We start from the raw sequence: 18,717 nt of genomic DNA, 5'->3' as shown, positions 1-18,717 counted from the left end.
ATTTGAATTGGCATAAAGAAGAAACCACATCTATGTACGTCAATTCCCTTCTATAGCTGCGCCAACCTCTCTCTACACCATAAAAAAGTACTTATGTTTTTATTTTGTTTGTGAAGAAACATAGTTTTCTAATTAACTAACTTCCCCTATAACCGCCTCATATCTCTCGGCTTACTTGGCTTTGTCCACTTAAAGGCACTGACCGCTTCTACACTCTGCCTGATACTCTCTTCCAACATAAAGAAAGTGCTTTTTTCTTTTTATTACATGTTATCTAATAATCGAAAACAAACTATCAAATACTTCATTCATCGTAGTAATCGCTTTAGAATTCGCTACGAAGTATTTCTGGAAGGCCATTAAATTCACCATTTCCTCATCCATATTAACGCCTTCGACACTCATCTTTTCTTGTTGAATACCGTCTAATAAGTCTTTATGAATATTTTGATAAGCATTCACTGCGCTTTTATCAGATGCTACACCAACTAAAAGTTGGTCTAATGCTTGTTTATATGAAAGACCTTCTTTATAATCTCCATCTGTAATTCCTGCCAGTTTGTTTGCTGTTTCAGCAGATATTTTCATTTTCGAAACATCTTTTTCGAATTCTGGATTTAATTTCATATTTTTCGCATTATCTCCAGCGAAGAAATCTTTCCCCATCACTGTATTCACTTGTTTTTTCATTGAACTCATTAAGTCTTCAAGATCTTTCTTATAACTAGCAATCTTCGCTTTCGTATCTATTGCCGATTGAATTGCTCCATTAGTTAAAGGGATTTTAGAACCATAAATTTCAACAGACATTGGCTCTTTTTCTTTCTTTAATTGAAGTGGATATGTGTCTTGTCCATTTACTGTTAAAATACCATTTATTCTTACACTCGCGATATTTGGATTCATATTTTCGTAAGATACTTCTATATTGGCATACTTAGACATCTCTGTAACGATGCGATCACGTTCGTCTAAAAGCTGATTCGGCACTTGTGTGCCTGCTTGTCCAATTTTATTATTCGCTTCTGCTAAACTAGCAGCAAGGCGATTAAATTCATTTACATGCGCTTCAATATCTTCTGTCGTCTGTGCTTCCACTGTATCCAAGTTTTTTGCAAGACGATTTAATTGGCTTGTGAATTTTCCTGTTTCAGCAATTAATGTATCGTAGTAATTTGACTGTTCTGGATTTTTCGCAACTTCACGAAAAGCATTAAAGAACCCGTCCATTAAACTAGATAATGAATTCTGCCCTGTCGTCCCAACCATAGACTCTACACGTGATAAAGTAGAATTCATATAGTTATAGTAGGAGAGTTGAGATAATTGGTCGTTAAACTGTTTCGTTTTCACTTCATCAGTAATACGATCAACACCTAACGTTTGTACACCGTAACCAATTCGCTGCTGGGGCGTATAGCCATTGCTCGCTCCAACAGATCCGTAATTCACCGCTTGACGAACATAGCCAGGAGTATGAATGTTAGATAAGTTTTGCTTTGTCGTTTGTAAACCCATTTGAGCCGCTAACATGCCTGAAAGCGGGGTATTATAATCAGATAATCTCATAATGCTTCACTTCCCCTTTACAATAGTTCGTTCATAAAGATTTGCGAATTATTGTTTCTCTCCAAATTGTATTCAGAAACCGAATCCACAATACTTTCTGTAGTTTTTAATAGTACGTTTAAGTAATATTGATTTTTCAAAAGAATCATTTTTACATTCTCTTCTAGTCCGACTATGTCTCTTTGTAATTTTTCTATTTTTTCAATTTCTTCATGAGAAAAATACGAAAATAACGCACTCACGCGAAATGATTTCACTCCCTGTTCCTTACAAAACTGAACAACCATTTCTTCAAATGAGCTTGATAATTGTTTTAAACCATCAATATATTGCAATTGCTCTACTTGCAACTTTTGAACTGCAGTTACATTTTTATGTTTTAAATTCTCATATATTTGTTCTCCTAGCGTTTGAATATTTTCATACGCTTTTTGAATAATAACAAGCTTTTCATATAATTGTATGTACATATAGCTTCCTTTCCTTTTACAAGACTAAATTGACAATTAAACCATGAATTTCTCCAATTTGATTTAGCATTTCTAAATGTCCTGTTTTTGTATTAATTAAGTTCATAACATCTTCTAATTCATTTAATCCAATTTCCGCCTGTTTCACAATCGTCATTTTCTGTGAATATCCGTAACGTGGGTGACGAGACATGACATCTTTATATTGCAGTACATTATCAACGTAAAAATTCAAAAATGATTTTACTGTATTTTTGTATTCCATCACATTATCAAGCGTTAATTCTAATTCTATTTTCTCTTTAATTTCTCCAATGTTATCGACAAACGCTTCCATTTGTTCTAGCAATTTATCTTTTTTCGGATCTGCATGCAAATTATCCGAAAATGCAAGTCCTGTCCTGACATTAGCTTCTTTCGGCATTTGAGTAGCAGGCGGTATATGCGATAAAATTGGGTTATGCGAGATAGAACGCAGCATATATATCACCTATTTATTTTTTTATTTCTTTCTAAACTTAATCGTAAAATCCATTTATTTATAATTATACTCTGAACACTACTATTTTGCAGTTATTTTTTTATAGAAGATATGTTACAATTTAGCATGAGGTGGCACAATTCTATGAATATTTTTCTTTGTGGTTCAAATCAATTAACAGCATTAGATCAAGAAGAAATTAAAAAATTTTTAACTGACTATGCTCACAAACACAAAATTTATATATTATGTTATAAATCTATCGAAAATGAGGTTCTTCGTTTTTTCATTGAAAACGAAAGACTTGCTCAAAATTTATGCCTTTACACGCTACAACCATTACAAACATTAACAGATGAATTTCAAGAAGTCGTTGATTACTTAAAAAAACATGGGGCCGAGTACGTTGCTTTTGATTACCCTACCGACTCCATTTACCGATCAGATTATATGTTTTTTGTAAAACAAGTTATTGAAGATACCGATTTAGTTCTTTGTTTTTATAATGGAGACAAACATACATCAGTCATTCCTGTTGACATTGCAAAAGAAGCAGGGATTGATGCTGTTATTTATGATTTACCAGGTTTACATGAAAAGCAGATGAAAAAAAGCTTTGAACAAAAAATCCGTATGATGTAAAGGAGGAGGCACAATATCGTTATTGTGCCCATTGTAAATATGATAATTGAACAAGATTATGATCATTTTATCGCTAGTTTTAAACAGCAATTCAATATGGATATCGCTTCGTATAAACAAGATAGAATGCGCCGTAGAATCGATGCTTTTATTACTAGAAAAGGCTTTGAAAACTACACTAATTTTTTAAGCCATTTACGTGCCGATCAAACTTTATTTTTAAGTTTTATTGACTATATTACCATTAACGTTTCAGAGTTTTTCAGAAATAAAGAACGCTGGCAAACGCTAGAAACGAAAGCGCTACCAAAATTACTTGAACAAAATAATGGAAAACTAAAAATATGGAGTGCCGCTTGCGCTGCCGGTGAAGAGCCATACACACTCTCTTTAATTTTATCGAAACATCTAGCTCCATTTCGCTATGAAATACAAGCAACGGATCTTGATTTTCATATATTAGAAACAGCAAAACGTGGTCAATATGCAGAGCGTTCTTTAAAAGAATTACCTACCGATTTGAAAGAGCGCTATTTTACAAAAGAGAACGACATGTATACATTACACCAAAACATTAAGCAAAACGTTACATTTAAACAACACGACTTACTCATGCAGTCATTTGATACAAATTACGATCTAATTATTTGTCGTAATGTAATGATTTACTTTACAGAAGAAGCAAGAGTAAAACTATATGAAAAATTTAGCCGTTCCTTACGAAAAGGTGGCGTACTATTTGTTGGTAGTACAGAACAAATTTTAACACCTGAACGCTACAATCTTCAGCGATTTGATACATTCTTCTACGAAAAGATATAAAAAAAATCANNTGATTTTTTTTATATCTTTTTGCTAAATTCATAACGAGAAATTGTAGAATCCAATTCAAAAAAACTAACTAATAGTAATAATTGATACGGATTAATCGGTTTAAAATAACCCCGAATCACAGGGATTTTTTTGTGTCCATAATTTGGAGTTCCGTTCATTTTCTTATATAACTTGAATTAAAATAATACAAACAACCCATACAAAGAGAAAAAGAAACGTCATAGACCATTTATGTTCTTGCATTGTGTGTTTCAACGCCTGAGATAATTGTGCCATATTCATTTCCGCGAGCGCTCTCCATACACTTACATCTCGTTCTTTAGTCATGCGATCCATGCCGCTAATTAAAACCGTTTCATTTGACAATTTCGTCATATAAGCAGTAATAACCGTTACCATTAAATTTATATTTCCTTCTGAAGAATCACTTTCCACTCTAGAAATAAGTGCACTTACATCTAGTAACGGAATATGCACTTTTCTACCAAATGATAGTTGTACTTCAGCGAAATCATACGTTCCATCTAATAAGGGAAGTTCTTTTATATATGCCTGCTTTACAAGCCCTTGCAGGCTTCTAATTACTTGTTCATATATTTTTTCTGTTTGCCTTCCTTCGTCAGATAACGTATGCAACTTTTTAAAGAGTTGCAACACTGTATCCATCTCTTTAGAAAGCATGTCTTTCACAATTTTTCCATCACCTAAACTTGCGAGCAAAATTCCTATTTCACTATTTTTCATAATGATTTTGGACTGTCCAGTAAAAACTAAATAACTTCGCTTTCGTTCTTTCTGAATTTCATGTTCTGAGATAGCTTTCGGCTGTTTTAATGGTTGTAGCGTCTTATTTTCAATTGTCGTACGGTTTATTTCCATTTAAGCGCCTCCACTACTATGAAATAATTAGCCCCATTCTTTATTACTTTTTAAAACTAAAAACAATACGAATAAACCTGACATTATAGCAAATACATTGGAAGCTTGTACATCCTGTTCACTTTTTTCTTCCTTTTTCTCTTGCGGTTCTTCTATTTTTTCTGTCTTTTTTGAAACGACTTGATTGTTATTTTTGTTTGTTTTTTCTTTTTGAGCCTTCACATTACTTACTTGCTTATCATCTGTCAATGGCCCTTTTATAACGTTGTTGATTTCTTCTTTCTCTTTCTCATTTTGCTTTGGAATTTGAACACCTGGCAGTTTTTCTTCTGGAAGCGTGGTCTCTACTTTCGAATCTTCCGGCTCCTCAGTTTCTTTCTTATCTTCTAATTTATTTTGATTCTCTTGTTCTTCTGTTTTTTTACTATCTTCTATTTTTTGTTCCAAAACAGAAACGATGTATTCACTTTCCACCACAATTTTATTTCCTGCCACATCTATTATTTCCACAAATAGTTTGTATGGTCCAATTGGCAACTCATCCGTTATTTCAAATACTTTTTGCCAATCCCTGTCGCGCTTATTGTAATCTAATAAAAAAGTAATCTCTTTATCTTCTTTCCCTTTTAATATAACGCGAGCTTCTTTCACAACCGATTCTATATCTGACGCTTTCACTCGTATATGTATAGAATCTCCCTGTTTCCGTTCAATTAAGTTCTCTTTCGCTTCATCAATAGTAACTGTATGTAACTTCGGCAATTCTTTATCTATAGTTGGCGTTTCATTTTTAATACGAACGAGTGGAACTTTCACTTCATTTTCTAGAAGCTCTTCCTTCTCATTCTCCTTATACCTTTGAACAAGCTGAAGGTTCCAATCACCTTGCAAATCAAAGCTTCCGACCTTATAGTTAGCAATCCATAGATTCGTTTCTTCTTCATACTCAAAAGATAGCATTCTTTCTTGTGCATACTGCTCACCATTTTTTTGCAACTGCAGTATACCTGTCATACTTTGGATGTTTTTCTTATTTGGTTCTACAGCAATTCGCACTTCTTCGCCAACTTTTAGTTCCTGCTTATTTACTGTAATAACCCCTTGATCCGTTTCTATCTTTCTTTCATTCTCTTGTTCACTTTCTACTTCTTTTTGTTCATCTTCACCTTGATTCATTTCCACTCGTTCTGGCTGTTTTTGAACTTCCTTACTTTCTTCTTGCACGTTCACTTCATTTGTTTTTTGCTCTGGCTCAATTTGTTCTTCCGCCTGACTTTGCAAAGGGAAGAACAAGCACACGTGTATACATAGCCAGCAAACTAGAAAAAACTTTACGTTTTTCATCTACTTGTTCAAACTCCTATTTCAACGCCTTACAGCGTTTTCGTCACTTTCACTCCGAAAAATCCATCTACATTCACAAGTTCACCATATGCCACTAATACATCATTTACATAAATACGAATCGGTTCATCAATATCTTCATCCAGTACAACCGCTTCATTTTCTTGTAAACTTAATATATCTTGAATCGTTTTCACTGTACTTCCAAATACAAATTTAACATTCATTTCTACATTTTGTAGAAGGGACGTATCCATATACACTGGCTCAATTTCTTTCACTTCTTTAAATTCAATTGGTTGAACAACAGGTTCCACAATCTCTTCTTCAATTTCTTCCGGGGCAATCTCTTCTTCCTCTTCCACCATTGGATACAAAAGTCGTCTTACCATTTCTTTCGCTTCTCCAATCGGTAAAATTTGATACATTTTCGATTGAAGAAGATCACCAATTTCAAGGTTGAACGTAATTTGGACGAGTTCGTCTACTACCATTGCTTCTCCCAAGTACTCCATTTCTTCTTTTAACGTAACAAATTTAACATTTGGCGGCGTCATGTCCATTTTTTCTTTAAATATTTCTGACATCGCTGTTGCTGCATGTCCCATCATTTGGTTCATAATCTCTTTAATACCGCTTAGCTCTAATTCACTAAGCTCTTTTTCAGGGTCAATTTCCCCTGTTCCCATCATCATCAAATCTACCATTGTCAAAGCAACATCTTTCGTAAATACGAACATGTTCTCATTCTTTAGTCCTTCAACAAAATCGACATTTAAAATAACAAACGGAACGGGCACTCCATCATAATGACGCACATTAATTGCTTCCACATGTGGTGTACTAATCGTAACTGGCTGATTTAAAAGTGTAGATAATACCGTTGAGGCAGAGCCAATTGAAATGTTCGCAATTTCACCAAGTACATCTTTCTCTTCTTGTGTTAATTGCTCTTTTTCAATATGTTCCTCTACAACCTCAGTTTTCAACACTTCCGCTGGTTCATCTTTTTCTTCTACTTCACTAGATAATTGCATTAATTTATTTACCATTTGTTTCACATGTTCAACTGAAACAATTTGTACAAGTTTAGAGTTTACAAGATTATCTATCTTTAAATCAAACGATACTTTAACGATCGTATTATTCCCATCACTGCCAGAGATTTTCTCCATCTCTTCTGATAGCTTTACAACTTTAATTGTCGGCGGAGACATATCTACTGTATCTTGGAAGAATTCCGACATAGACGTTGCGGCGAATCCCATCATTTGATTCATCGCTTCTTGTACTGCACTTAGCTCTAATTCACCAAGTTCTTTCCCTTCTTCCACTTCACCTGTCCCCATCATCATTAAATCAGCAATAGATAAAGCAACATCTTGCTTGAGTACAAGAAGATTTTCCATATCTAATCCATTTGTAAAATGAATATTTAGTACGACATGCGGAATCTCAACATCTCTTGTATCATATAAATCTACTAACTCTACATGAGGAGCCGTTATACTTACTTGCCTATTCAAAATTGTTGATAATACTGTCGAAGCTGAACCAAATGATATATTTGCGATTTCACCAAGAATATCGCATTCTTGAGGCGTTAAATGCTCTTTTTCTTTCTCTAGCACACTTGTGCTCGTATCCCCTTTTGTATGTTGCTTAGGCATTTTTCCTGCCTCCTCATTTCTGTTTTTCTATCAAATGATATAAAGTGAAACTTTAATCATTGGGTGTCTTTTCATCCCACACCAATCGAGCGTTTAAGGAGAGACCGACTCCCACCTCACATATAGTGGGATAAATTCTCAATTTATTTCACTCATTATATTTTGACAAACTTATTACATAAAATATTAATATGTATTTATTTCTATGTTTGCATGTTTTAATAGTAACGATTAGCCAAAAAGCCCCCCAATTGTATACAAGTGGGGGGCTTTCCTTCATTCCTATTATAAACCTTCTGGGTTTAAAATGAGGACCACTCGTCCGTCACCGAGAATCGTCGCGCCAGAGAAATAGTTAGAACTCTCTGCAAAGAAGTCACCTAATGACTTTAAGACTATTTCTCTTTGACCGATAATTGTGTTTACAATAAGTCCATAGCTGCGATGTGTATTACGAACAATTAACACAGGAACCATTTGACTATCATATGACGCAAACGCCTCATCTACTGTTTTTTCACCAAATACAGTACTTAAATGCTTCACTTCAATAATCTGATCGCGATAGTTTAACACATCTTTTCCTTGTAAGGATTGGATATCCTCTCTCTTAATTCGAATCGCTTCGACAATATTACCAAGAGGTAAGGCATAACGTGTATCATTTGTTTGAACAAGCATCGATTGAATAATAGACAACGTTAACGGAAGTTCAATTCTAAATGTACTTCCTTTTCCTTCCTCAGAATCAATAATTAAATGTCCGCCTAGACTATGGATTGTATGTTTCACAACATCTAATCCAACTCCTCGTCCTGAAAGATCCGATACTACTTCGGCTGTACTAAATCCTGGTTGGAAGATTAAATCAAACACTTCACGGTCCGTTAATTTATTTGCTTCTGCTTCTGTTACAACACCATTTTTAATTGCTTTTTCTAATACTTTTTCTTTATAAATACCGTTTCCATCATCCGTAATTTGAATAACGACATGATTCCCACTATGAAACGCTTCTAATTTAATAGTGCCTGTCTCATTTTTACCAGCATCACGGCGTTTTTCAATAGTCTCAACACCATGATCAATCGCATTACGAATTAAATGAACGAGTGGATCTCCGATTTCATCAATAACAATTTTATCAACTTCAGTATCCTCACCTGTAATTTGCAAATCGATTTTTTTCCCTAACTCTTTCGCTAACATACGTACCATTCGCGGGAAACGATTGAAGACCGTTTCAATCGGCACCATACGCATGTTCAGTAGTACATTTTGAATGTCTTTGGATATATCTCCTAATCCATTTAAATGCTCAATTAATTCCTTATTTTGAATCGTTTGTGCCAATTCATCAATGCGTCCACGCTCAATTACACTTTCTTCAAACATATTCATTAATCTTTCAATTTTCTCTAATTGAACACGAATAGAGCGATTCTCGCCTTTAGAGTTTTTCGTTTTCGCAGTGCTTTTAGCTGGCGTAGCACTTGCTGGTTGCTTCGCCGCCTCTGTCGGTGATTCCATCTGTGTAACCACAGCCCGTTGTATCATTTCTTCTACATGCACAACCTCTTGTGTAACGACTTCTTGTCTTGTAGGGCTTCCTTGCTTCACTTCTACTTTCTCTATTTCAGAAACATGGAGCACTACTTGCTTCAATTCTTCTATGCTACGATCGGTACCCATAAATACTGTGAACTCAAATCCGAAAGCATCCGCTTCGATTTCCTCAATACTTGGAACTGTTTTTTGTATATCACCTAAATTTTGCAGTGCTTCAATACACATAATGGCACGTACTGCTTTTAAAATAGCTTGTTGTTCAACAGTTATATGTACTTCATGCGAAACTGCATCATCATTATTTATATTATCTTGCGTTATTTGTTCCATAGAAGCCTCTACATTCCCGTTCAATAACGCTTCTAACTTCTGCTTAGTTGATGCAACATCAATATTACCCATTCCGCCTTGTTGCACATCTGCAACCATCTTCTCTAAATTATCAATGCACTCAAAAATCACATCAATAATATTTACATTTACCAATATATTCCCATGACGAATTTCATCTAAGACATTTTCCATCTTATGCGTTAAATCCGCCATTTCTGTAAATTCCATACTCGCAGACATACCTTTAAATGTATGAGCAGAGCGGAATATTTCTCCTACTACACCCATATCAGCAGGGTTCTGTTCTAAAATTAGCACATTTTCATTTAGCGATTGTAAATGTTCTTCTGATTCTTCAAAAAATATATTTAATAGATCTGTTTGCATTTGAATCCCCTACCTGTCTAACAAACATTTCATTTATGTATAACAATTTAGTGTTTTAAAATGATAAAAAAGGGGGCCACACATCTATCCGCTTTCACTGTTTTGATTCCTTGTGGCACCCTTCTATATTAGCTGTTCGCTACTTTTGTTAAAGCTTCGATTACACGATCCGCTTGGAATGGCTTTACAATAAAGTCTTTTGCCCCACCCTTAATTGCATCTAATACCATACCTTGTTGCCCCATTGCAGAACAAATAACAACTTTTGCACTTGAGTCAATTTTCATAATTTCTTTTAATGCTTCAAGTCCGTCCATTTCTGGCATAGTAATATCTAATGTTACAATATCAGGTTGAAGTTCTTTATACTTTTGAATCGCTTCTATTCCATTCTCTGCTTCCCCGATAACTTCAAATTCAGAATTACTCTTTAATAAGTTTTTAATCATCGTTCGCATAAACATTGCATCGTCTACAACTAAAATTTTATGTGCCATTCTTTTCGGTTCTCTCCTTCTATGTATAAATATATCTTAATATTTGACCTTATCATTCTCACTCATTATACAAAATAAAACGATAAAATTTAATATTTTTTTAAAAGAAATTCTGTATTTTTATTATTTTATTACTAAAATAAAAATATACTATTCTTTTATATAAATGACAACGCGACGGTTTTTCTCCCAGTTTTGCGGTGAATCATTTGGTACAACTGGTTTTGTATCTGCATAGCCTACTGCAGCTAACCTTTTTTTATCCACATTATATACTTCGATTAAGTGGTGAATCATATTCGCCGCTCGTGCTGAAGATAATTCCCAGTTAGAAGGGAATTTCTCATTATGAATGGGTCTACTATCTGTATGTCCTTCCACAACAATCGGATTTGGTACCGATTGAAAGAAGCCAACTAATTGACTTATTATCTCTTTTGCTTCTGGTTTAACGTTCGCATCGCCCGTATCAAATATTAAATTATCTACAATAACGATGCTTACCCCTGTATCCTCTCGATATACATTCACTTGACTAATACCATTATTATCTACATATGCTTTTAACTTTTTATATAATTCGTCCATTCGCTTTTTTGAGACCGTTTTCTCGTCACTTTTTTCATGTGAAATATCTGGTATTGTATTTTCCATTACTTTTGCATCTACTTGTTCCGCATTACTAAACTTTTCAAGCATCTTTGATAATTTTACTGTATCTTGCTTTGATGTAGCAACTAGTAATACAAAGAAAGTTAATAATAACATCGTTAAATCTGTAAAAGTTGTCATCCAACGAGGCGATCCCTTTTGCGGTCTTGTTTTCATCATACCACTCCTTGAAATATTAGGCTGCTCGTTTTGCTTTTTTTATTTTTGTTTCGTATACGTATGTATCAAGTTTTAATTTTAATTTTGAAGGAATTTGTCCACGATACAATTCTGAAATTGCTTCAATAATAAACTTCTTCTCTGTATACAAATCCTCAATACCACGATACACCTTTTCAGCAAGAGGGATTGCAATCATATTCGCAAGTACAGATCCATATAATGTCGTTAACATCGCCACTGCCATCCCTGTACCAATTTGCGATGTATCTTGCAAGTTTTGAAGCATAAGGATAAGACCAATTAAAGTTCCTATCATTCCCCAAGCTGGAGCGAAATCACCAATCTTATCTAATAATGTTGCTCCTTTTCTTAACTCGTACACTTCTGTTTCAACATCTTTCATTAACACTTCTTTTAATTCTTCTTCATCATAACCACTTAACATTAGTTGAATCCCTTTTTGAATAAAAGGATTGTCTACTTGCTCTCCATCAACTTCCAAAGAAAGTAAGCCGTGTTTTTTAGACTTTTTCGAAAAATCAACAAACAAATCCGTTAACTGTTCTAAATCTTCTTCTCTTCTATGTAAAACAGTAAAAATACTCTTCGTATATTTTTTTATTTCTCCAAATCGATATGCCACAACAATTGTCGCTGTCGTTCCCCCTATGACAATTAAAATGGATGAAACATCTAAGAAGTTTTTAAAAGCTTTTACTCCACCGCCACCAAGCATGATTGCCGCTATTACAATAGCGAAACCTACTAATATACCAATCGGGCTAGAAATATCAAACTTTCCTTTTTTTCTTTGTGGTCTAGCTAATACTTGATTTTCGTCTCCCATATTCCGGCCCTTCCTTTTACATTTTTATAAAATATTTTTTTATTTTAATAATTCGTTTTTACATATGATATTTATTATACGCTTATCATCTATTTATCGCAATATACTCATAAAATTGACACATTTCATTTCTATATTAGAATTATGATGTAGAAATATAAGGAGGATTACAATGGAACATAACATTTTACAAGTCATTGCATTAGCAGAAAAACTAAAATACGAAATGCGACATAGCTGGCTTTCTAACGGACGCCAAGAAAGTGTTGCTGAACATACGTGGCGCATGTCTTTAATGGCCATTTTAGTTGAGCCTTATTTAGACCAAAAAGTAAACATTGAAAAGTTACTTAAAATGGTTATTATTCATGATCTTGTCGAAGCTGAAGCTGGTGATATCCCTGCCTTTGATACAATGAATAGTCGCGAATTACAATTACAAAAACAAAAAAATGAACAAGAAGCAATTTTAAATATTAAACAAACATTAAAAGGCTCTCTCGGTGAGGAATTATATGATTTATGGATGGAATTTGAAGCGAAAGAAACATACGAAGCAAAAGTTGCTAACGCACTCGATAAACTTGAGGTGAAAATTCAGCATAACGAAGCCGATATAGATACGTGGCTACCAATTGAGCATAAGATGACATTCCAAGTTGCAAAGCATACAAACTTTGATTCTTTCCTATCTAAATTACAAAAAATTATTGAACAAGATGGAGAAAAGAAATTACTAGCTGCTGGCATTGACGTTGAAGCTTGCAAGATATAATGAAATAAGACACTCATTTTGAGTGTCTTATTTCATTATTGTTGATACTGCCTGCTTGTAAATCAGTTGTTGCTTTCCATCTACTAACATTAAAACTGTAAATCTATCTATGCCAACAATTTCTCCGATTATTCTAACGCCACTCTTTAAGAAAATTGTAACAGTACTTTTTTCTTCTTTTATTTGTTTATATAACTCCTCTTGTAAATGTTCCAATAACTGTTCTCTCCTTTATTTACAAAAATACGAATTCTTCATTTATGTACCTTATCTTTTATATTCATAAACTTATTAATTAGTATATCTAAATCTCGGCTAAATAACAAAACTTTATCGTTATCCAATCCGTGTCTAGCAACTAGTTGAATTAGTTCTTTCTTTTTGTTTTCTATTTTATTTTGTAATTGTCCCATCTCCATCTCTGTACTAAAACTCCCTTTTCCCATAATATTACTTGTAAAATTATAGTACATATTCCCTCATAAAAAAATATAAAAATGGTTTTTTTTACAATTTTTATTTTTTTAATGACTACATTACGAATTGCATAACGATTCATTCATATATCACTAACATGCAATCCAAATGAGCTCACAGACGTTTGTCTAATTATAAATTGAGACTAGCTCGTTTTCCATATAAAAAACATAGTGTATATAGTAGTCCGTGAATTATATAGATTAATTTCCAAAAGGGAGGAAACAACATGAGCTTTGGTGGTAGTTGCGCTGGTTTCGGCGGTGGATTTGCTTTGCTTATCGTACTATTCATCCTTCTAATCATTATCGGATGTAGCTGTTGGGGTGGTGGTGGCGGATTCGGATATTAATATAAAATATCCTTTTCGTTAAACTCAAAATGAATGAATGCGTTAACTAAAAACTATACGAAAACAGCTCATATATGAGCTGTTTTTTCATACTTTCGTATGATTTTATGTCCATCTTATTTGTGATTTAAACTAACAAAATATCGTTTACTATGAAATAAGAAACATTTTTACTTAGGAGGATTACAATGATTAAAGGTCTTTACGAAGCACATTTACCCGTCCGTAGCTTAGAAGTATCTATACCCTTTTACGCAGCACTAGGACTAAAATTGTATAAAAGAAGCGACGATATTGCTTTCTTTTGGATTAAAGAAAATGAAAGTTGGCTCGGTCTTTGGGAAGGAACCGAATACAACGTTAATTACCACCCATCCTTACGACATATTGCCTTCCAAGTAAACTTACATGATTTAGAAAATGCGATACATTGGCTAAATCAAAAAGGAATTTCAGCACGAAAAGACTTTGGAATGGAACCCATTGAGCCAATCGTTTTTCCAGAATTAGCACACGCCTCCATATACTTTAATGATCCTGATGGAAATAGTTTAGAATTGATTGCACAGTTGCCTTTTGTACTACCTATAGAAGAGAAGTTGTATTTAAGCGAATGGAAAAAACATGTACAAGCATCATTATTAGATACCGATTAATCCGTTATGTCAGTTTCTTATTCCAAGCTGCTTAAAACAAATACAAACTTCAAAAAATTATTGGTAGCCTGCTGGCTATTTGCTGTATTTTTGTTAGTTTTATCGTGGGGAGCTTTGTGAAGAATCTACTATTACTTAATTAGGTTAACCCAAAAGTAGCTGAATAGCTACTCGGGTTCACCTCTTTTTTATTTGTAGGAAAAACGAGGATTGAGTATAAAACAAGCAAAAGAACCTATCGTGGTACAGAATATTTATGTTGTCCATTTCAAGAGGTGTCTCCAAAAAGTCATTTCAAGTGAACTTTTGAAACAATCTCCTTCCTTTTCATTATTACAACATAGTTGTGGACTAACGAGGACAACTTTTACAGTTTATTTTAGAATCAATTACAAACTAGTCTTGGACTATCTGTTCATATGTTGATATGCATCGTATTTCCAAAAAATTAATTAACCAGATTTAATAGGAGAAGATTTTGATAAAGAATCCATGACTTGCTTTTTAGTATAATGGTAAGTTCTGTGAGTATAATAAACTTTTGCAGTAGCAAGATTATCACAAAGAGAACACTTAATTTGATACGAAGCTTTGCTAACATGAGGAATTTCTAGCAATAGTAATGTTTCTTTCATGTGTGAGGTACAGACCCACATAACGTCACCCCTTCATTAATATTTCACAGTAATCTTTACTCTGTGGAGTCAATTTCTTCTTAAGTTTATCTGGCTTTCATTTCTTCAATTGTTCTGCCATTATCTAATCCCAATAGATCGAAATATTTTTTAATTGTTTTATAGGGCTTTTAACTATTTTTTCTGCCTGCCTACAATTATTGTGCTTTCTTTCGGAAAAATTTTTATCAGTTTTATATGATAAAGATGATTTCTAGAAACATCTATTGGACATAAGATACTAACCAAGTTGCTCCTGTTTGTTTACTTCGGAATATTGTATCATCATAAATTCATTGACCACTAAATCTAACTTTTGGCTGAATTCAACGGTTTTTTGGTTAGTTAATCCATATTTCTGCACTGATATTTCCATTTCGCGTTTGAATTGATTGTATTCATTTAAATTTTTTTTCAGCTTCATGAAGCTGCCTCCAATCATAACGTAAGCATAATATTTTCCGTAAATTGTATAAGGTTTGATAGCGCTCTTTAAAGATTGAATGGCCACTGTTTTGCTATTCAACTAAATTAAGCACGATTGTGCAATTTACCACCGAAATTATATAAGGGTGATACGTGTAAAAACTCTCACTCTTTCAAAGATAGGAATTTTATGTTTATTTACACTTTTTGCTCGAGAAGTTTTCGAGTATAGATGGTTACCCATTTCCTTGGCAGCAGAGCCACAGATTTAGCCATGAGTTGATTTTTAAAGCCCGGGATGATTACCCTTTTATTCTTCATTAATCCTTCAAAGCCGCACTTGGCAACCTTTTGCGGATCCAACATGTTCTTATTGAACACTTTCGTTCCTGCTCCGGCGAATTGCTGCGTGAGTGCTGTTTTAGTAAAACTTGGACATAGTACTGAGACTTGAACCCCGGTTCCTTTCAGTTCTTCAGCAATCGCTTCCGAAAAGGATAAGACGTACGATTTACTCGCTCCATACATCGACATTCGTGGAACTGGCTGAAAGGCCGCTAGTGAAGCCACATTTAAAATTTTACCTTGCTTTCGTTTCGCCATATCATCCGCAAAAAGTCTGGTTAAATACGTAAGTGAAATCATATTGAGCTGCAGATATTCCAATTCCTTTTGAATATCCACTTCCGTCATGAGTCCGAATCCGCCAGCTCCGGCATTATTAATCAAAATATCGATGTCAATTCCCTCGGTTTTCAAGTATCGATGCAAGCTCTCTACCGTTGTATAGTTTCCTAAATCGCCAGCAAAAGTATTTACTTGCATACCATAATCCTTTTTTAAATTCTCCGCTTGTTGCTCCAGCAACGTTGCGTCTCTGGCGACTAACACTAAATTATAGCTATGACCTGCGAAAATTTTAGCGAATTCCAAACCGATTCCTTTTGTAGCACCTGTAATTAAAACAGTTTCTGTTGTCATACGTCTCCTCCCCATGCTTTATTTATCCAGTTGAGCAATTAGAAATTGCTTTATCCCTACTTTGAACAACAGATTCAGAATCTGTTACATTCAACTTCAGGACAAGGGCTCGTTTCCCTACTACTTCGATTTCTTTCACAAATTTCTCATAAACCTCTATACGACGTGAACATACTACAACGTTTGCATCTTCCTTTACCGATACAAACACTTTCAGGATCCATTAGCCTGCTACTATCTTCAGTACTATTTCTGTCTGTCCCGTTAAACCAAACAATTTTTTAAATACATGCTAGACATCTTTAATATTAAGAATATTCTCAAATTTACAAATACTATTATTGTTTTTAATTATACTTATAAATTATAATTAAATAAAATTAAAGAATTTAATGTATAAGTAAGTGTTACTAATATTCAAAAGGGGGACAGGCATGAACATTGAGCAATTAGTATATATTATTGAGGTCTCAAAACACAGTTCTCTGACTAAAGCAGCACAGAATCTTCATGTGACCCAATCTACGATTAGCCAATCCATTTCCAGCTTAGAAAAGGAGTTAGGGGTTAAGATCCTTAATCGCTCACGAGGACACGGTGCTGTACCAACCGATGAAGGTAGAATCATTCTAAAACTAGCCTACGGAGTACTGAGAAAAATTGAAGAAATAAAGGAGACAGCCAGCTCATTCAACTCCATGGAAGCGGGAGAACTAAGGTTATCTTCTTTACCCGGATTGACGACGTTTCTAGTAAAAGCTATAGCTGCTTTTAGACATGAATATCCACATGTAAATGTGGAGGTTACCGAAAAAAGTGGACATGCTGTAATTGAAGATATTCGACAGCATAAGACCGACATCGGACTGATTACATATTCGCCCGATTTAAATGTAAATATGGAAGGAATAGCTTTTGAAACACTATTTGAAGGGAAACAGAAAGTATATGTTTCTAAGCATTCTCCCTTAGCGTTTCTTGGTACCATAACTCCTCATGATATACTTGATCAAACTCTCGTTACATATAAAGGTGAATTTATGCAGTATTTTGTTCAAGATTTCTTTAATAAATATAAACCCTTAAAAATCCTATTTACATCAAACAATATGGATGGAGTTCTCCAAGCCATCATCGAAAGTTTAGCTATTACATTTGCTCCTGATTTCGTAATGAAAAATTACCCCCCTGTCAACAATGGTGATATCATTCCCGTTGATTTGATGAATCATAGGACTGTAAATATTTCTTTAGGAATGGTTCGATCAGAGAATAAACATCTATCCACTTTTGCCAACAAATATATTCATCATCTTAAATCCAAAATTATTCAAAGTTAAGAGAGCAAAAAGAGAAGCTCGTCGCATGTGAACGTCGAGCTTCTCTTTTTACAAATCTATCTTTTAAAATTTAGTCACATCGACCGGTTCAATTCCTTCAGCTGCGCAATGCTCATGGTATTTTTTCAAAAATGACTCCCAATTATCTCTGGCAATAATTTCCCCATTCTCACCTAAATAATCTAATGTTCCTTCAACAATATTAAGCGTAATAACTTCTTCATCCCCTACAGCTTGAGGTGTATGTGAAGAGCCAGCTGGCTCATAAACGACATCACCAGCTTTAGAAACCCAAGGATCCTCAAGATATCTCCAAGTGCCTTGGACAGTATAAACAATGACCGTACCAGGGTGAAAATGAGCAGGAAGTTGCATAGCCGCAGGAACTTTTAATAGCGTAACCGTTTGTCCAGTTACTGGGTTGGCCTTAAGTAATTTAAACTTCGCATCTCCAAAATAAGGAATCCAAGGTAAATCATCTGGACAAATATTATTAGCATGAAATGCCACTACCTCTTTTACATTTTTTACGTTTCCCATTTATATCCCCTCTTTCAATTTTTTAAAACCAGCATATTGATAACGCTTACGATAATCAGTTGATTAACTATTGCGAATCTATCATTTTCAGTGTGTTCATAATAAAAATTAAGTGAAATGATTATTTTTAACTTCTACTA

22 protein-coding genes are annotated in these 18,717 nt (G+C 34.1%); 6 read left to right on the top strand and 16 right to left on the bottom strand.

What is annotated here, in order from left to right:
* Positions 1 to 270: 270 nt before the first annotated feature.
* Genes flgK through COI75_RS15755 form a run of 3 tightly spaced genes read right to left on the bottom strand, consistent with a single transcriptional unit; the run spans position 271 to position 2,520 of the window.
* The gene (gene flgK / locus COI75_RS15765; RefSeq protein ID WP_001239694.1) at positions 271 to 1,569 is read right to left on the bottom strand and encodes a flagellar hook-associated protein FlgK; all 1,299 of its coding nucleotides are present in this window, start codon (positions 1,567 to 1,569) and stop codon (positions 271 to 273) included.
* A gap of 17 nt (positions 1,570 to 1,586) precedes the next feature.
* Positions 1,587 to 2,039, bottom strand: coding sequence for a hypothetical protein (locus COI75_RS15760; protein WP_000275901.1), 453 nt, complete (start codon positions 2,037 to 2,039; stop codon positions 1,587 to 1,589).
* A gap of 16 nt (positions 2,040 to 2,055) precedes the next feature.
* Positions 2,056 to 2,520 (bottom strand): YaaR family protein, encoded by a 465-nt coding sequence (locus COI75_RS15755; RefSeq protein ID WP_000946320.1) that lies wholly within the window; start codon positions 2,518 to 2,520, stop codon positions 2,056 to 2,058.
* A gap of 144 nt (positions 2,521 to 2,664) precedes the next feature.
* Between COI75_RS15755 and COI75_RS15750 the strand changes: the two genes are divergently transcribed.
* The gene (locus COI75_RS15750; RefSeq protein WP_001020103.1) at positions 2,665 to 3,162 is read left to right on the top strand and encodes a hypothetical protein; all 498 of its coding nucleotides are present in this window, start codon (positions 2,665 to 2,667) and stop codon (positions 3,160 to 3,162) included.
* Positions 3,163 to 3,201: 39 nt separating this feature from the next.
* Positions 3,202 to 3,984, top strand: a complete 783-nt coding sequence (locus COI75_RS15745) for a CheR family methyltransferase (RefSeq protein WP_000582902.1) — start codon at positions 3,202 to 3,204, stop codon at positions 3,982 to 3,984.
* Between the two features lie 174 nt (positions 3,985 to 4,158).
* On the opposite strand, the gene COI75_RS15740 is transcribed toward COI75_RS15745, so the two are convergent.
* The 7 genes from COI75_RS15740 to COI75_RS15710 all read right to left on the bottom strand — a co-directional run bounded on the left by COI75_RS15740 (position 4,159) and on the right by COI75_RS15710 (position 12,356).
* Positions 4,159 to 4,875 carry a hypothetical protein gene (locus tag COI75_RS15740; protein WP_000405173.1) on the bottom strand — a complete coding sequence of 239 codons (717 nt, stop codon included), beginning with the start codon at positions 4,873 to 4,875 and terminating at the stop codon, positions 4,159 to 4,161.
* A gap of 27 nt (positions 4,876 to 4,902) precedes the next feature.
* Positions 4,903 to 6,219: a transglycosylase gene (locus tag COI75_RS15735; RefSeq protein WP_098380390.1), complete on the bottom strand. Its 1,317-nt coding sequence runs from the start codon at positions 6,217 to 6,219 to the stop codon at positions 4,903 to 4,905.
* Between the two features lie 29 nt (positions 6,220 to 6,248).
* A complete protein-coding gene (locus tag COI75_RS15730; RefSeq protein ID WP_098380389.1) occupies positions 6,249 to 7,889 on the bottom strand; it encodes a flagellar motor switch protein in 1,641 nt (546 codons plus the stop codon).
* Positions 7,890 to 8,174: 285 nt separating this feature from the next.
* Positions 8,175 to 10,178, bottom strand: coding sequence for a chemotaxis protein CheA (locus tag COI75_RS15725; protein WP_098380388.1), 2,004 nt, complete (start codon positions 10,176 to 10,178; stop codon positions 8,175 to 8,177).
* Between the two features lie 128 nt (positions 10,179 to 10,306).
* On the bottom strand, positions 10,307 to 10,675 hold the full coding sequence (locus COI75_RS15720) for a response regulator (RefSeq protein ID WP_000940573.1): 369 nt from the start codon (positions 10,673 to 10,675) through the stop codon (positions 10,307 to 10,309).
* Positions 10,676 to 10,825: 150 nt separating this feature from the next.
* Positions 10,826 to 11,503: an OmpA family protein gene (locus COI75_RS15715; RefSeq protein ID WP_000857679.1), complete on the bottom strand. Its 678-nt coding sequence runs from the start codon at positions 11,501 to 11,503 to the stop codon at positions 10,826 to 10,828.
* Positions 11,504 to 11,522: 19 nt separating this feature from the next.
* Positions 11,523 to 12,356: a flagellar motor protein MotP gene (locus tag COI75_RS15710; protein WP_000502154.1), complete on the bottom strand. Its 834-nt coding sequence runs from the start codon at positions 12,354 to 12,356 to the stop codon at positions 11,523 to 11,525.
* Between the two features lie 172 nt (positions 12,357 to 12,528).
* Here COI75_RS15710 and COI75_RS15705 point away from each other — a divergent pair, with 172 nt between their 5' ends.
* The gene (locus COI75_RS15705; protein ID WP_000400776.1) at positions 12,529 to 13,131 is read left to right on the top strand and encodes an HD domain-containing protein; all 603 of its coding nucleotides are present in this window, start codon (positions 12,529 to 12,531) and stop codon (positions 13,129 to 13,131) included.
* 27 nt (positions 13,132 to 13,158) lie between these two features.
* Here COI75_RS15705 and hfq read toward each other — a convergent pair whose 3' ends face one another.
* The gene (gene hfq, locus COI75_RS15700; protein WP_098380387.1) at positions 13,159 to 13,347 is read right to left on the bottom strand and encodes an RNA chaperone Hfq; all 189 of its coding nucleotides are present in this window, start codon (positions 13,345 to 13,347) and stop codon (positions 13,159 to 13,161) included.
* Positions 13,348 to 13,385: 38 nt separating this feature from the next.
* Positions 13,386 to 13,604, bottom strand: a complete 219-nt coding sequence (locus COI75_RS15695) for an aspartyl-phosphate phosphatase Spo0E family protein (protein WP_000291698.1) — start codon at positions 13,602 to 13,604, stop codon at positions 13,386 to 13,388.
* 233 nt (positions 13,605 to 13,837) lie between these two features.
* On the opposite strand from COI75_RS15695, the gene COI75_RS15690 reads away from it, so the two are divergent.
* Together COI75_RS15690 and COI75_RS15685 are read left to right on the top strand one after the other, a co-directional pair.
* Entirely contained in the window at positions 13,838 to 13,960 is a 123-nt protein-coding gene (locus COI75_RS15690) for a YjcZ family sporulation protein (RefSeq protein ID WP_000007806.1), read from the top strand.
* A gap of 188 nt (positions 13,961 to 14,148) precedes the next feature.
* Positions 14,149 to 14,616, top strand: coding sequence for a VOC family protein (locus COI75_RS15685; RefSeq protein WP_000589716.1), 468 nt, complete (start codon positions 14,149 to 14,151; stop codon positions 14,614 to 14,616).
* Positions 14,617 to 15,531: 915 nt separating this feature from the next.
* On the opposite strand, the gene COI75_RS15675 is transcribed toward COI75_RS15685, so the two are convergent.
* The 3 genes from COI75_RS15675 to COI75_RS15665 form a co-directional block, all read right to left on the bottom strand.
* On the bottom strand, positions 15,532 to 15,714 hold the full coding sequence (locus COI75_RS15675) for an aspartyl-phosphate phosphatase Spo0E family protein (protein ID WP_000768569.1): 183 nt from the start codon (positions 15,712 to 15,714) through the stop codon (positions 15,532 to 15,534).
* A 200-nt stretch (positions 15,715 to 15,914) separates the two neighbouring features.
* The gene (locus COI75_RS15670; RefSeq protein ID WP_000206289.1) at positions 15,915 to 16,697 is read right to left on the bottom strand and encodes an SDR family NAD(P)-dependent oxidoreductase; all 783 of its coding nucleotides are present in this window, start codon (positions 16,695 to 16,697) and stop codon (positions 15,915 to 15,917) included.
* Between the two features lie 22 nt (positions 16,698 to 16,719).
* A complete protein-coding gene (locus COI75_RS15665) occupies positions 16,720 to 16,908 on the bottom strand; it encodes a hypothetical protein (protein ID WP_000498153.1) in 189 nt (62 codons plus the stop codon).
* Positions 16,909 to 17,131: 223 nt separating this feature from the next.
* Between COI75_RS15665 and COI75_RS15660 the strand changes: the two genes are divergently transcribed.
* The gene (locus tag COI75_RS15660; protein WP_001019663.1) at positions 17,132 to 18,037 is read left to right on the top strand and encodes a LysR family transcriptional regulator; all 906 of its coding nucleotides are present in this window, start codon (positions 17,132 to 17,134) and stop codon (positions 18,035 to 18,037) included.
* Between the two features lie 63 nt (positions 18,038 to 18,100).
* On the opposite strand, the gene COI75_RS15655 is transcribed toward COI75_RS15660, so the two are convergent.
* Complete coding sequence (locus COI75_RS15655; protein ID WP_000528732.1) at positions 18,101 to 18,577, bottom strand: 2,4'-dihydroxyacetophenone dioxygenase family protein; 477 nt, start codon at positions 18,575 to 18,577, stop codon at positions 18,101 to 18,103.
* Between the last annotated feature and the right edge of the window lie 140 nt (positions 18,578 to 18,717).

Origin of the sequence: Bacillus cereus, assembly GCF_002564555.1 — a bacterium.
GTDB classification, from domain to species: Bacteria; Bacillota; Bacilli; order Bacillales; family Bacillaceae_G; genus Bacillus_A; species Bacillus_A cereus_K.
The sequence above is the reverse complement of the archived record's forward strand: the minus strand, read 5'-3'. Positions and strand labels throughout refer to the sequence as shown.

What these genes read in the sequence shown, in the direction of transcription:
- COI75_RS15670 (WP_000206289.1), bottom strand. Translation starts at nt 16,697, where the DNA reads ATGACAACAGAAACTGTTTTAATTACAGGTGCTACAAAAGGAATCGGT.
- COI75_RS15740 (WP_000405173.1), bottom strand. Translation starts at nt 4,875, where the DNA reads ATGGAAATAAACCGTACGACAATTGAAAATAAGACGCTACAACCATTA.
- COI75_RS15730 (WP_098380389.1), bottom strand. Translation starts at nt 7,889, where the DNA reads ATGCCTAAGCAACATACAAAAGGGGATACGAGCACAAGTGTGCTAGAG.
- COI75_RS15735 (WP_098380390.1), bottom strand. Translation starts at nt 6,219, where the DNA reads ATGAAAAACGTAAAGTTTTTTCTAGTTTGCTGGCTATGTATACACGTG.
- COI75_RS15690 (WP_000007806.1), top strand. Translation starts at nt 13,838, where the DNA reads ATGAGCTTTGGTGGTAGTTGCGCTGGTTTCGGCGGTGGATTTGCTTTG.
- COI75_RS15695 (WP_000291698.1), bottom strand. Translation starts at nt 13,604, where the DNA reads ATGTACTATAATTTTACAAGTAATATTATGGGAAAAGGGAGTTTTAGT.
- COI75_RS15685 (WP_000589716.1), top strand. Translation starts at nt 14,149, where the DNA reads ATGATTAAAGGTCTTTACGAAGCACATTTACCCGTCCGTAGCTTAGAA.
- COI75_RS15715 (WP_000857679.1), bottom strand. Translation starts at nt 11,503, where the DNA reads ATGAAAACAAGACCGCAAAAGGGATCGCCTCGTTGGATGACAACTTTT.
- flgK (WP_001239694.1), bottom strand. Translation starts at nt 1,569, where the DNA reads ATGAGATTATCTGATTATAATACCCCGCTTTCAGGCATGTTAGCGGCT.
- COI75_RS15705 (WP_000400776.1), top strand. Translation starts at nt 12,529, where the DNA reads ATGGAACATAACATTTTACAAGTCATTGCATTAGCAGAAAAACTAAAA.
- COI75_RS15725 (WP_098380388.1), bottom strand. Translation starts at nt 10,178, where the DNA reads ATGCAAACAGATCTATTAAATATATTTTTTGAAGAATCAGAAGAACAT.
- COI75_RS15760 (WP_000275901.1), bottom strand. Translation starts at nt 2,039, where the DNA reads ATGTACATACAATTATATGAAAAGCTTGTTATTATTCAAAAAGCGTAT.
- COI75_RS15655 (WP_000528732.1), bottom strand. Translation starts at nt 18,577, where the DNA reads ATGGGAAACGTAAAAAATGTAAAAGAGGTAGTGGCATTTCATGCTAAT.
- COI75_RS15675 (WP_000768569.1), bottom strand. Translation starts at nt 15,714, where the DNA reads ATGAAGCTGAAAAAAAATTTAAATGAATACAATCAATTCAAACGCGAA.
- COI75_RS15750 (WP_001020103.1), top strand. Translation starts at nt 2,665, where the DNA reads ATGAATATTTTTCTTTGTGGTTCAAATCAATTAACAGCATTAGATCAA.
- COI75_RS15720 (WP_000940573.1), bottom strand. Translation starts at nt 10,675, where the DNA reads ATGGCACATAAAATTTTAGTTGTAGACGATGCAATGTTTATGCGAACG.
- COI75_RS15660 (WP_001019663.1), top strand. Translation starts at nt 17,132, where the DNA reads ATGAACATTGAGCAATTAGTATATATTATTGAGGTCTCAAAACACAGT.
- COI75_RS15710 (WP_000502154.1), bottom strand. Translation starts at nt 12,356, where the DNA reads ATGGGAGACGAAAATCAAGTATTAGCTAGACCACAAAGAAAAAAAGGA.
- COI75_RS15755 (WP_000946320.1), bottom strand. Translation starts at nt 2,520, where the DNA reads ATGCTGCGTTCTATCTCGCATAACCCAATTTTATCGCATATACCGCCT.
- COI75_RS15745 (WP_000582902.1), top strand. Translation starts at nt 3,202, where the DNA reads ATGATAATTGAACAAGATTATGATCATTTTATCGCTAGTTTTAAACAG.